The organism is Solihabitans fulvus (assembly GCF_008386585.1).
In the GTDB taxonomy this organism is placed as follows: domain Bacteria; phylum Actinomycetota; class Actinomycetes; order Mycobacteriales; family Pseudonocardiaceae; genus Solihabitans; species Solihabitans fulvus.
This window is the reverse complement of record NZ_VUOB01000080.1, coordinates 18539-30898: the sequence shown is the minus strand read 5'-3', so window position 1 is coordinate 30898 and position 12360 is coordinate 18539. Positions and strand designations below refer to the sequence as shown.

The 12360-nt window shown below is 72.8% G+C and carries 11 protein-coding genes; 2 read left to right on the top strand and 9 right to left on the bottom strand.

Translation table 11 applies throughout. From position 1 onward, the window contains the following. From F0L68_RS37365 to F0L68_RS37350, 4 genes are all read right to left on the bottom strand, one after another. On the bottom strand, positions 1–540 hold a 540-nt coding region (locus F0L68_RS37365; protein WP_149854638.1), incomplete at its 3' end, for a helix-turn-helix domain-containing protein. Continuing rightward, positions 537–1118: an IS607 family transposase gene (locus tag F0L68_RS37360; RefSeq protein WP_149854637.1), complete on the bottom strand. Its 582-nt coding sequence runs from the start codon at positions 1116–1118 to the stop codon at positions 537–539. The genes F0L68_RS37365 and F0L68_RS37360, both read right to left, overlap by 4 nt. 137 nt (positions 1119–1255) lie before the next feature. Beyond that, a complete protein-coding gene (locus F0L68_RS37355; protein ID WP_149854636.1) occupies positions 1256–3481 on the bottom strand; it encodes a family 2 encapsulin nanocompartment cargo protein terpene cyclase in 2226 nt (741 codons plus the stop codon). 246 nt (positions 3482–3727) lie between these two features. Further along, positions 3728–7063, bottom strand: a complete 3336-nt coding sequence (locus F0L68_RS37350) for an ATP-binding protein (protein WP_149854642.1) — start codon at positions 7061–7063, stop codon at positions 3728–3730. Between the two features lie 116 nt (positions 7064–7179). Between F0L68_RS37350 and F0L68_RS37345 the strand changes: the two genes are divergently transcribed. Together F0L68_RS37345 and F0L68_RS37340 are read left to right on the top strand one after the other, a co-directional pair. Continuing rightward, positions 7180–7839: a hemerythrin domain-containing protein gene (locus tag F0L68_RS37345; protein WP_223199486.1), complete on the top strand. Its 660-nt coding sequence runs from the start codon at positions 7180–7182 to the stop codon at positions 7837–7839. A gap of 51 nt (positions 7840–7890) precedes the next feature. Next, entirely contained in the window at positions 7891–8265 is a 375-nt protein-coding gene (locus tag F0L68_RS37340) for a DUF4267 domain-containing protein (protein ID WP_149854635.1), read from the top strand. A gap of 15 nt (positions 8266–8280) precedes the next feature. Here F0L68_RS37340 and F0L68_RS37335 read toward each other — a convergent pair whose 3' ends face one another. The 5 genes from F0L68_RS37335 to F0L68_RS37315 all read right to left on the bottom strand — a co-directional run bounded on the left by F0L68_RS37335 (position 8281) and on the right by F0L68_RS37315 (position 12244). Next, positions 8281–8901 carry an L-threonylcarbamoyladenylate synthase gene (locus F0L68_RS37335; protein ID WP_149854634.1) on the bottom strand — a complete coding sequence of 207 codons (621 nt, stop codon included), beginning with the start codon at positions 8899–8901 and terminating at the stop codon, positions 8281–8283. Between the two features lie 100 nt (positions 8902–9001). After that, positions 9002–9514 (bottom strand): mycothiol transferase, encoded by a 513-nt coding sequence (locus tag F0L68_RS37330; RefSeq protein ID WP_149854633.1) that lies wholly within the window; start codon positions 9512–9514, stop codon positions 9002–9004. Positions 9515–9574: 60 nt separating this feature from the next. After that, positions 9575–10393: an aminotransferase class IV gene (locus tag F0L68_RS37325; RefSeq protein WP_223199485.1), complete on the bottom strand. Its 819-nt coding sequence runs from the start codon at positions 10391–10393 to the stop codon at positions 9575–9577. Between the two features lie 32 nt (positions 10394–10425). Next, positions 10426–11058, bottom strand: coding sequence for a response regulator (locus F0L68_RS37320; protein WP_149854632.1), 633 nt, complete (start codon positions 11056–11058; stop codon positions 10426–10428). Between the two features lie 19 nt (positions 11059–11077). Further along, entirely contained in the window at positions 11078–12244 is a 1167-nt protein-coding gene (locus F0L68_RS37315; RefSeq protein ID WP_188317039.1) for a GAF domain-containing sensor histidine kinase, read from the bottom strand. Positions 12245–12360 lie beyond the last annotated feature (116 nt).

The following is a 12360-nucleotide window of genomic DNA, read 5'->3' as shown; positions in this document are numbered from 1 at the left end:
GATCCGGGCGGTGCCGTGCTCGACGTGCCGGGCCAGCTTCCGCGTGGACTCGTGGGTGCGGACCAGGCCTATCCTGGGCAGCGTGACGTGTGGGCGGTCAGCGTCGGACAGGCCCAACGCGCCAGTGGTGAACCGGCACGACAGGGCGTTGCGCTTGCCCTTGAACCTCGGGAACCGCACCTTCGCGCCGCGCCGCCTGCCCGCGCGGGAGTCGGCCCAGTTCTTCAGCGCCGTGGCGAGGTTGGCCAGGCCGGAGGCGTACGCCTCCTTGCTGTTCTCGCTCCACCACGGCGCCACGGTGTCCTTGGCCTGATTCCACCCCGCGCGCAGGCTGTAGGCCGACCAGGACAGCGACGGGGTCAGCTGATCGTCGGTGACGTCGTAGGACTTCTCGGCCTCTCGCTGCCCCAGGTTAGCCTTGACCTGCGCCAAGCCCCAGTTGAAGGCGTAGCGCTGCCCACCGCAGTGCGACCGCAGCGCGTCGTCCTGGGCCGGCGTCGGGTCCAACGCGAACTGGTAGGCCTGAAGGACTCTGGTCACTCGGCGGCCTCGCCGGGCTCGCGCTTGGTCGCGGTGACCGCCCGCATGGCCCGGTTGCGGGCTCCGCGCCGCCCGTACAGGCGGGCGCACATCCAGGTCAGCACCTCCACCATGTCCCCGACGAGATCATCGGTGGTCTCCGAGGTGTCCACCACCACGATCCGGCGGCCCGTCGCGGCAAGCGCGGCGTGCAGGTGCTCGACCCCGAACCGGGCCACCCGGTCCCGATACTCCACCACGATCGTCGCGACCTCGGGGTCACCCAGCAGGCGGGCCAGCGTGGCGCGCCGCCCGTTCACGCCGGACCCGACCTCGGAGGCGACCTCGTCCACGCGGATGCCCTGCGTGGCGCACCAGGCGGTCACCCGACCGGCCTGCGCTTCCAGATCGGTGCGCCGGTCATGCGAGGACACCCGGACGTACACCACGGCGCGGCCCCCAGTGTCGTCGGGCAGGTCGACGACGATCGTCCCGGACGGCAACCGGCGAGCGGGCACGGGCATCCGGTCCTCCCGGAACCACCGGTACGCAGTCTGCGGGTGCACCCCGAACGACCGCGCCCACTCAGCCAACTTCACACACGCATTCAAACACACGTTCGAACACACACGCTCACAAACCGCCGAACAGGTTCCGAACCCCCTCCCGCTGGAGGACGCCGACGACGTCGCCGCCGTCCTCGAACGGCACGCGAACATCCTGCGCTGAAACAGGGTCACCGCGCCAGCTCGGTGACCCTGGCCGCGCTGGTGCCCAACCCGGTCGGCAGGCCGCGCGTCGCGGCCTGCTCGACCGACGGGCGGTAGCGCCGCCGCAGGCCGGACTCCGTGTAGCGGTCGCATTCGGCGTGCCAGTGCAGGATGCCGGCCATCCAGTCCCGCAGCTCCCCGGCGTACCCGTCGATCGCGGCCCTGGCCCGCCTGTCGAGCCCGAAGTGCTCGTACAGCGCGGGCAGCTCCGTGGCGACCACGCGCTCGAACTGCCGCATCCGCGCGGTCATCAGGTCGTTCACGACCGCGAGCGCCCGATCCCGGTCGCAGCCGAGGAAGTTCTGCGTCACCAGCACGGCGTTGTTCAGCTCGCCCTCGAACTCCAGCTCCTTCTGGTAGGAGAAGACGTCGTTCATCAGGCCCGCGTAGTCCATCGCCGTGTGCTCCAGATCCTGGATCGTCTGGGTCTGGTAGATCTCGCTCGGCACCTGCCCGACGTGGGAGAACCGCGCCATCAGCATCGTCATCTCCGCGCCGAAGGTCCTGCGGCGCATCTCCACGTAGTCGATCGGGTCGGGAATCCGGTGCTGGGCATGGTTGACCAGTTCCCACAGCCAGCTCTCCAGCATGGTGTCCACGGCGGCCCGGAACTGCCGCCGCTGCCCGACATCCATCGGCGTCGCGGTCCGCACCCACAGGTCCGCAAGGCCCCGCTCCACCGGATTCACCGGCACGACAGGGGACTGCGGGTCCTCCACCGGCATCAACGCCGACAGCCGTTCGGTCTGCGCTTTCGCGGCGACCAGGTTGCGGGTGCGGCCGAACACGGCGGGGTAGTAGTCGTCGGCGTAGGTGCCCCAGCTCAGCCAGTTCGCGGACAGATCCAGTTCCTCGACGGTCGCGTCCGGGTCGATCCCGGCCGAGCACAGCGCGAAGTCGAAGCCGCGCGCGTCCCGCTCGCTCCACAGCGCCGGACCGAGCACCCCGGGCGTCGGGTCGAAGAACCCCATCGACCGGTTCCAGTCGATCAGCCGCTCGCGCGCGCCGTCCAGGTGCTGGCTCAGCTTGACCTGGTAGGGCAGGTAGAACTCCGGCAGCGGCGTCGGCCCGACCGCCTGGTGGTGCCGGTGCGTGAAACTCCTGAACCGCCCAACACCCAGTGAACCCGGCGTCGGCACCAGCCGCGCCGCCGCGGTGCCCAACCCGGTCGGCCCGCCGAGGGGACCAGCGGACCGCTGGCCCTTGTTCATGTAGCGGCTGGACCGCAGATGCCACTCGTGGCCGCCGGACTGCCAGTCCTGCAGGCCCTTGACGTAGGCGGCGACGGAGGCCTGCTCTGGCGGGCTGATCGCGTGCTCGGCGAACAGCAGCGGCACCTCGACGACCGCGGTGTTCTCGAACTGGTACAGCCGCGAGGTGAGCAGGTCGTTGACGGCGTCGGCGGCCTGCTGGGTCGCCAGGTCGAGGAACCGTTCGAAGACCAGCACCCCGTTGCTCAGCTCGCCCTCGTCCAGGATCTCCCGCTCGTATGAGAACAGGTCGTTGCGCAGGTGCACCGCGTCGGCGAAGGTGTCGCGCAGCACCTGCATCGGCCGGGACGCGGCGATCACGTCGGGCACCTCCGCGTGCGCGGCGTGCTCGACGAGGTTGGCCGACCATGGCGCGCCGCCCACCTTGCGCCGCATCTCGATGTACTCGATCGGGTTGGCGACCCTGCCGTCCTTGATGGCGGCCAGCTCCCACAGCGACTCGTTGAGCAGGTTCCTGGTGCTCTCCGCGAACCGGCACCGCCAGGCGGCCGACATCGCGGGTACCGTCCGGACCCACAGGTCGGCGAGGCCGCGCTCGACGGGATTGGTCGGCTCAGGGATCGGCTCGTCGTCGACGGGCATGTACGCGGGCAGCCGCTCGAGGTACTCGCGCGCGCCCGCCAGGTCGGTGGTGCGCTTGAACAGTTCGAGGAAGTGGTCGTCGAAGTAGAACACCCACGTGTACCAGTCGGTGATCAGGTTCAGTTCCCGGCTGTCGCAGTCGGGATGGGTGTAGGCGCACATCAGGCCGTAGTCGTGGTGTTCGAGGTCGCTCTCGTCCCAGACGTGGAAACCCCGGTCCGGCTCGAAGAACCCCATCGACGTCGCCCACTGCCTGGTGTGCGCGCGAGCCTCCTCGACGTTCGGGTTCAACCGCGCCGGATACGGCATGTAGAAGTCGGGGAGTTCGAACGGCTGCATGAGTCACCTTGCCCTCGTGACGGACCATCGACTGTGTCGGCGCGCGACCCGAACGGTCCGAGGCTGGCCCAGACGCGGCCGATCGTGCGTCCGCCGAACAGGCGAAGCGCGTGTCCCTTCGGGTGGTCGCCGTCGGCGACGCGCCCAGGCAGGGGCCGCGGTCACCCCAACGGCCCACGACTCAGCGCGCTGCCTCCGCGCGTGCCTTGGCCGCCCCATCGAGTCCGTCGGGCTCAGCAGACAGGCTCACAAGACGACTGCGGCTGCCGCCGCGCGTGCCTGGGCCGCCCACTCCGTCGCGCCCCAGCGCAGCGCCACCGCCTCGGCACGGGCGAAATGGTCGGCCGCCGCGTCGGTGTCGCCGAGCAGCCTGGCGAGCTCGCCTAGCGTGTGCGCGATCGGGCGCATCGCCACCGACATGCTCGTCAGTCCGGCCAGTTGGGCGTCCCGGTAGGGCAGCAGCTGCCCGTACAGCTCGCGGGCCGCGTCCCGCTCGCCCAGCGCCACCACGGCGATCGCCCGGAAGGTGGCCATGGCGGTGTAGAAGTAGTCGGCGCGGATCGGCACGGCCCGCGCGCGCATGGCCCGCGCCTCGGGCAGTCGGCCCGCGGCGGCCAGCGCGGCGGCGGCCAGGTCGGCCACGATCGGGCCGTAGTCCTCGTACAGCCCGGCCGTCCGGTCGGCGAACTCCGCCAGCCTGCCCGCACCGGCCAGGATCGAGGCGCGGGTGAGCTGGAAGTAGCCCGCCGCGTGCAGCGACCCGTGCCGGATCATCTGCGCCGTGGCCTCCGCGTAGCGCCGCTCGGCCTCCTCGAGGCGGCCCTCGACATGGGCGAGGGTGGCCAGCGCGCACTCGCCGACGCCGATCGCCTCGGGCATCTGGTAGGTGCGGGCCAGTTCCAGGCCCTGCTCGACGAACCGCCGCGTCGCGACCGGGTCGCCGGCCGCCGCCGCCCCGGAGGCCTGCGTGAACCGGCCGAACCAGCGGTACTCCGGCAGGTCCCACTCGTCGCCGATCTCGGCGACCTCGCGGGCCAGCGCCGCCCGCCGCGGCCCCTCCAGGTCGATGTCCAGCTCGCGCATCAGCGTCGACATCGCCAGCGCCCGCAAGGCCGGATCGCCCACCTCGGCGGCCAGCGCGACGGCCTCCTCGGCGGCGGCTCGCGCTCGCGAACCCAGCCCGCCGCCGCTGAGTTCGGAGGCATACACGTCCAGCAGCCGGCACCGCGTCCTCGCCGCGAGATCGGGCAGCGCCAGCAACCGCGTCAGCAACGCCACCACCGGCCCGTCGACCATGCCGTAGGGGCGGGTCTGCCACGGCGTCGGATCGGTCCACGCGGTGAACGCGGCGATCAGCAGGTCGTCCCGGCCGGCCGCCTCGGCGAACTCGACGGCCCGGCCCCTTGTCGCCCGCGCGTCGGCGATCGCGCCGGCCCGCACCTGGGCGCGCAGCAACGCACCCAACAGTTCCGCGCGCCGGTCGTCGCGGTCGACGCCGTCCTGCGCGGGAATCCGCTCGAAGGACGCCAGCGCGTCGACGAGCTGGCCGACGGACTTGTCGTAGGCGTAGCGGCGCTCGGCCAGCTCGGCGGCCCGCACGCAGTAGTCCACCGCCCGCACCGAGGTCGCCGCCGTCGCGGCCCTGGCGAAGTGGTGCGCCAGCGCCGACACGTCGTCGGGGGACAGTCGCTCCAGCGCCGCGCCGATCCGCGCGTGCATCCGCGCGGACCGCAGCCGGCTCAGGTCGGCGACCATCGTGTCCCGCACAAGCGCGTGCACGAACCGCACCCGGCCGGGCGCTGGCTCGGTCAGCAGCCCGGCGATCAGCCCGGCCTCCACCGCGTCGAGGACACCGGACTCGTCGGTGTCCGCGGCGGAGACCAACACCTCGACGTCGACGTCGCGACCGGCGAGCGCGGCCAGCCGCAGCACCGCGACGGCCGGCTCCGGCAGCCGCGCGAGCCGTCGCCGCAGCACGTCCCGGACGCCCTCCGGGACCTCGGAGAGCGCGACCAGCGCGCCCTCGCTGCCCAGCAGCCGCACGCTTTCCCTGAGGTAGAAGGGATTCCCTCCGGTGCGTTCGGTCAGGGCCGCCACCGTGTCCCGGTCGACCGGGGCCTCGCCGACGGTGTGCACGAGCCGCGCGACGGCGGCCTCCGGCAGGCCGGGCAGCGCCACCCGCAGCGGCGACCGGCGGGCCAGCGCGGCCAACGCGTCGGCGAGCGGCTGGTGCACCTCGTCCTGGCGGAACGCGCCGACCACCAGGATCGGCGCGCCCGACTGGTGGTCGGCGGCGCCGGCCACCAGCGCGAGCGTCTCGGCGTCGGCCCAGTGCAGGTCGTCGAGCATGATCGCGGTCGGCCGTTCCCGCGCGGCGGCCGCCAGCCAGGACCACACCGCGCGGTGCAGCCGGAAGCGGCCGACGGCGGCGTCCACGGCCGGACCGGGACCGTCCTCGGACAGCAGCGGCGCCAGCGCCGCCGAGGACTCCTCGGGCGGCGGCACCACCTCGGACACCGCGCGCAGCGCCTCCACCCACGCCCACGCGGGCGGGGCGCTGCTGTCCTCGGGACACCGCCCGGTCGCGACGAGCCACCCGTCCTCGGCCAGGTTCTCGGCCAGCCGGGACAGCAGCGCCGACTTGCCGAGGCCCGCCTCGCCGGTGACCAGCGCGACCCGCACGCCCCGCGCCGGCACCTCCTGCGCGACCGCGCCGAGGGCCGCCAGCTCCCCGTCTCGCCCGACGAACAGGTCCTCGGCGCGCGCCGCCCTGGGCGGCGCCGACACGGCGGGCGCGGCGGGGGTGGGGCCGCCGACGGCCGCGCGCAGCACGTCCACCCGCTGGGCCAGGATCGCCTCCTCCACCGCGGCGAGCGCAGGGCCGGGATCGAGGCCGACGTCGTCGGCCAGCACCGCCCGCGCGCGCCGCAGCGTGGCCAGCGCGTCGGCCTGCCGGTCCCCGCCCCACAGGGCCAGCGCGTGCAGCCGCCACCCCTCCTCGCGCAGCGGCTCCTCCCTGGTGAGGAGCTCGGCCTCCAGCGCGGTGTGCACGACGTCGCCGGCGCGCAGGCCCAGCGACACGCGCAGCTCGCGGGCGGCCAACCGCAGCTCGGTGAGGCGGGTCGTCTCGGCGAGCGCCCACGGCTCGTCGGCGGCCTCCGCGAACACCGGCCCGCGCCACAGCGCCAACGCCTCGGTCAGCGTCGCCCTTGCGGCCACCGGATCGGCGGTCTCCCGCGCCTCGCGCGCCAGCCGCTCGAACCGCCAGGCGTCCACGGCGTCCTCGGGCAGCCGCAGCGCGTATCCGGGCGGGGAGCTGACCAGCAGCCGCGCCGGGGTGCGCGGCGGCCTGCCCGGTTCGAGCAGCCTGCGCAGGTTCGACACGTACGCCTGGAGGGAGGTGACCGCCTGCGCGGGCGGCTCGCCGTTCCACAGGTCCTCGATCAGCCGGTCGACGGACACCACGTCGCCGCGCGCGGACACCAGCAGCGCCAGCACGGCGCGCTGCCGGGGACCGCCCAGCGGCACCGCAACACCGTCTACCTCGGCCTCGATCGAGCCGAGCACCCGCACGCGCACCATCGTCACACCAGCCCCCTTGCTGGTCATCGTAGGTGGCGTTGTCGCGGCCCCGGCTCCAAGTCCCGTTCCAAGAGCGTTCCAGGAACCCTCCAAGTGTCGGCGCGCACGGTTGGCCCATGCCACGGACCGAAACACCAGCCCGCCCCAACACCCACGAGATGGTCGTCATCCATCGCGTCTTCCGGCGCGAGTCGCGGCTGCTGATCGACCTGGTCGGCGCCGTCCGGCCCGGCGACACCGCCAGGGCGGCCGTCCTGGCCGGGCACCTCCGCGACTACCTGCTCGGCCTGCACAACCACCACCACGGCGAGGACGAGCTGCTGTGGCCGCCGCTGCTGGCCAGGGTCGACCTCGAGGCCGACCTGGTGCTGCGGATGGAGGCCCAGCACGAGCGGATCGCGGCCACGCTGAGCCGGGTCGAGCTGGCCTGCGCCAAGTGGACGGGGCTGGCGGCGGAGGACGAGCGCGACGCGCTGGTCGCCGCGCTGGCCGAACACCGGGCCGTGCTGGTCGAGCACCTCGACGACGAGGAGACCCACCTGCTGCCGCTGGCCGCGCGGCACCTGACGGTGCCGGAGTGGAACTCCCTCGGCGAGCACTTCCTCGCCAGCACACCGAAATCGAAGCTGCTGGCGTTCCTCGGCATGGTGCTTGAGGAGGCCGACCCCCGCGAGCGGGCGGTGATCCTCGGCGGCCTGCCCCGACCGGCCAGGGTCATCTGGCACACCGTCGGCCGCCTCGCCTACCCGCGCCTGGTTCGCCGCGTCCGCGGCTGACGACGGCATCCGCGACCACGTCCCCGTCGACCACCACCTGAGGAGAAGCTCATGCTGCACACCATCGCCACCGGTCTCGCCGTTCTGGGCGCCGTCGGCATCTGCTACGTCGGCGTCAGCTACCTGCTGGCCCCGCAGAAGACCGCCGCGGGCTTCGGTCTGCCCGCGTGGCCCACCGGCGAGGCGGCCGCGTTCCTGCCCGTCAAGGGGGTCCGCGACCTCGTGTTCGGGCTGGCCGTCGTGGCGCTGCTCGTGGCCGGGCTGCCACAGGCGGTCGGCTGGCTCTTCCTGGTCGGCGCGATCACGCCCCTCGGCGACATGCTGATCGTGTTGCGACACAAGGGATCCAAGGCGCTGGCCTACGGCATGCACGGCAGCACCGCCGTGGTGGTCGCGGTCACCGGGGCACTGCTCCTGCTCGGCTGACGCGCCGTGCCTGGTTCACTCGAAGCGGCTGGTGTCTCCCGCGCCCCTGCGGACGATCTCCGGCTCGCCTTGGGAGAAGTCGATCACCGTGGTCGGCACCGTGCCGCACTCGCCGGAGTCGATCACGGCGTCGATGGAGTGCTCCAGCAGCTCCTTGATCTCCCAGCCCTGCGTGACGGGCTCCTCCTGGTCGGGCAGCAGCAGCGTGCTGGACAGCAGCGGCTCGCCAAGCTCCGCCAGCAGCGCCTGCGCGACCACGTGGTCGGGGATCCGCACGCCGACGGTCTTCTTCTTGGGGTGCAGCAGCCTGCGCGGAACCTCCTTGGTCGCCGGCAGGATGAACGTGTAGCTGCCGGGAGTGGACGCCTTGATCGCGCGGAACACCGCGTTGTCCACCACGACCAGCTGACCCAGCTGCGCGAAGTCCTGGCACACCAGGGTGAAGTGGTGTCGGTCGTCGAGGTGGCGGATCGACTTGATCCGGTCGATCCCCTCCCGGTTGCCCAGCTGGCAGCCGAGCGCGAAGCACGAGTCCGTCGGGTACGCGATCAGCCCGTCCTCGCGCACGATGTCGACGACCTGGGTGATCGCGCGCCGCTGGGGGTTGTCCGGATGGACGTCGAAGTACTTCGCCATGCGGGAAGCCTAGTGCGCCCCGCCATCCCGGGCCCGGGGAGACCCGTGTGGACACTCGGGTCGGGCGGGGCGCACCTCGGGCTTCGGGCGCGCCGGAAGGTCAGGCGCGCTGGAGGACGCCGCGCAGGAATGCGGCCTGGCCGGCGTGCTGGAGATCGTCGGAGATCACGCTCACCAGCCGCACCGCGAGCGTGACCGGCGGGTCCCACCGCTCGTCCACGACCCGGTCGAGGTCCGCGTCGCTCAGGTCCCGCACGTACCGGATGGTCTGCTCGTGCACCGCGTCGTAGTACTCCGTGAGCAGGTCGGCGGACACGCCCCGCACGGCCGCGACGTCCTCGCTGTCGTGCCCGTAGCCGGTGTCCAGCCGGTCGATCGACAGCCCGAAGCGGTCCGCCCAGCCCTGTTCGGTCCAGACCTGGCCGATCCCGGCGACCTCGGCGATGTGATCGTCCTGCACCCTGGTCAGGTGCCAGACCAGCCACGCGACGGAGTTGGCCGCCCCGTCGGCACGGAACTCCAGCTGTTCCGGCGTGAGGCCGTCGACGGCGGCGCGGACCTCCTCGCGGACCCTGCCGAAGGCGTCGGCCAGTAGTTCGGCGGTCGTGGTCACTCGGTGACTCCTCTTCCTCAGTTGGCAACGAGCCCAGTTTCGCAAACCGACGGAACGGCGTCAGATCGGCTCACCCGCGACGGCCTCGTACGCCGCGCGCAGCCGGCCCAGCGCGGCCGGATCGGTCGGCAGGTCGACGCCGTCGATGCCGGTCAGCGGCCGGACGCCGATCGCGGCGTTGGTGGCCAGCGCGGCCCGCAGCGTCGGGACGCGATCCAGCGCGACGGGCTCGACCGCGACCGGCCCGTCGTGCACCTGGTTGAGCAGCGCCATGGTCACGCCGGGCAGGCACTCGGCCGCCGGCCACACCAGGCGGTCGCCGTCGAGGAAGCCCACGTTCCACGTCGCGCCCTCCGACACCCGCGAGCCCGGCCCGGTGAACAGCACGTCCTCGACGCCGCCGCGCTGCGCCCTGCGCCGGTGCAGCATCGGCCCGAACAGCCCGACGTGCTTCACCGACGGGGTGTCGCGCTGGTAGCGCAACGACCGGACCCGCAGCGGCGCGGGCGGACCGCCCGGCGCAGGCCGGAGCGTGACCAGCACCCTGGGCCGCGCCGCCGCGCCAGGATGCGGCACGCCGAGGTCGGGGTCGAACACCGTCACCCTGACCACCACGGCACGGGCGCCCTCGGCGTTGTGCTCGACGGCCTGCCGGACCAGCCACCGCACCCAGCCGGTGTCCAGCGCGGCGTCGAACAGCGTCCGGCAGTCCCTCGTCAGCCGCGCCAGGTGCAGGGCGAGGCCTCGGACGAGGCCGTCGGCCACGAGCATCGTGGTGAAGTGGCCGTAGTTGGTCAACGCCAGCGCGGCCAGCTGCGCCGGGGTCGCCAGCACGCCGTCGAGCTCGGCGCCGAACGACGGCATTCTGGGCGTCCGCACGAAACCTCCATCCACTGTGGACAATCGAGGGATCACAGGATGCCCAGCTGGCTCGCCTTGGACAACGCCTCGACCCTGTTGCGGGCGCCCAGCTTCTCCAGTGTGCGCTGGAGATAGGTCTTCACGGTGTTCCTGGTCAGGCCGAGCGCGGCCGCGATCTCCGGGTTGGTCTCGCCCATCGCGACCCGGCGCAGGATGTCGTACTCGCGGCGGGTCAGGCCGTGCTCGCGCAGCTTGCGGTTGACCAGGATCCCGTTGTCCGGCTGCACATCCACGCTGACGACCCGCTCGCCGGCGATGATCCGCGCGATGACGTCGACGAGGTCGGCCCGCTCGGTGTCCTTGAGCACCACGCCGTGCGCGCCGGCCGCGAGCGCCGCCTGGAGCGCGGGGTGGTCGGCGTGCGCGGTGAACAGCACGATCTTCACTGCTGGGTCCAGCGCCAGCATCGCCCGCACCACCTCGGGGCCAAGCATGTCGGGCAGCCGCAGGTCCAGCAGCACCACCTCCGGCCGAGACCTGGTGACCGCGTCGATCGCCTCCCGCCCGCAGCGCGCGTAGCCGGCCACCCGCAGCCAGGACGTGCTTTGCAGGGCCAGGGTCACCCCGTCCAGCACGATCGGATGGTCGTCGGCGACCAGTACTCGCACCACCTGTTGCGTCACGCCGCGGCCTCCTGTTGCGTCACGCCGTGGCCTCCGTCGCGGGGACCCACGCCTGGAGGGTGACGCCGCCGTCGTCGTTGCGTCCGATGGTGACCGTGCCGCCGACCCTGGCCAACCGCTCGTGCACGGCGGTCAGCCCGAGGCCGGGCCGCAGCTCGCCCGTGTCACCGCAGGCGAATCCGACGCCGTCGTCGGAGATCGCGGCCGCGATCCCGTCGCGCAGCGCGAAGACACTCACGACCACCGACCTCGCGTGCGCGTGCTTCTCCACGTTGAGCAACGCCTCCCTGGCCGCGTCCGCCAGCGCCGAGATTCGCGAACCGTGCAGCGTCGGCAGTTCGGTGAGGGTGAGCAGCCTGGCGTCCAGCCCGGTGCGGGCGCGGAACGCCTGGCAGTGCTCGCGCAGCGCCACACCGAGCGCGACCTGTTCCGGCGGCGCGCTGAGCACCCGCAGCGAGCCGCGCAGGGCGGCGGTGGCCTCGGCGGCCTGCCGCTCGATGGCGCTGAGGCGGGCGCGCACGGTGTCGTCGAGGCCGTCCTGCGCGCCCAGCGTCCTGATGCCGGCGCCGAGAGTGAACAGCATCGCGCCAACTGTGTCGTGCAGTTCCAGCGCCAGCCTGCGGCGTTCCTCGTGCACGGCCACCTCGGCGAGGTGTTTCGCGCGCTCCGAGACGATCTGCGCGGTGGCGGCGCCGGCGGCCAGCGACTCCAGCATGCCGGCGACGCGGTCGCCGAAGAAGGCCTCGTAGCGGGTGGCCGCGTAGAGCACGCCGAGCAGCCTGCCGTGGTGGGCGATGGGCACGGCGATCATCGACTTGATCCGCTCCGCGGCGACCTGGGTGTTGAAGTCGTGCGTGATGCTCTTGGCCTCGCAGTAGTCCCGCACCCACAGCGGGCGCTGCGCGGTGAGGACCCTGCCGCCGAGGCCCGCGCCGACCGGCACGACCAGTCCGTTGAGCTGGTCGGTCGTGGCGTGCACGGTGTTGCGCAGGACGATCCGGTCGTCGCCGTCGGGCTCGCCGACCCACGCGATGTCCAGGCCGGTGCGGTCGGGCACGGTGCTGACCATCCGCCGGACGGCGGCGTCCTGGTCGAGCAGCGTGAGGATCTCGGTGTATTCCCGATCCAGCGCGACCATCATGTCGGGCAGGGGAGACGCGCGCCCGGTCGAGCCGACATTCCGCATGGCCTGTCCCAATCCCCGGCGGATCCGTAAGGCATTCGCGGGGCGCCGGCGTCGCGTGGTTCGCGCGCCCCGAAGCCCATCGTCGCTGAAGAACATCGGCGCCAACAGCTCCAGAT

Coding starts and splice junctions, on each gene's coding strand:
- F0L68_RS37355 (WP_149854636.1), bottom strand. CDS start 3,481: ATGCAGCCGTTCGAACTCCCCGACTTCTACATGCCGTATCCGGCGCGG.
- F0L68_RS37350 (WP_149854642.1), bottom strand. CDS start 7,063: ATGGTGCGCGTGCGGGTGCTCGGCTCGATCGAGGCCGAGGTAGACGGT.
- F0L68_RS37345 (WP_223199486.1), top strand. CDS start 7,180: ATGCCACGGACCGAAACACCAGCCCGCCCCAACACCCACGAGATGGTC.
- F0L68_RS37340 (WP_149854635.1), top strand. CDS start 7,891: ATGCTGCACACCATCGCCACCGGTCTCGCCGTTCTGGGCGCCGTCGGC.
- F0L68_RS37335 (WP_149854634.1), bottom strand. CDS start 8,901: ATGGCGAAGTACTTCGACGTCCATCCGGACAACCCCCAGCGGCGCGCG.
- F0L68_RS37315 (WP_188317039.1), bottom strand. CDS start 12,244: ATGCGGAATGTCGGCTCGACCGGGCGCGCGTCTCCCCTGCCCGACATG.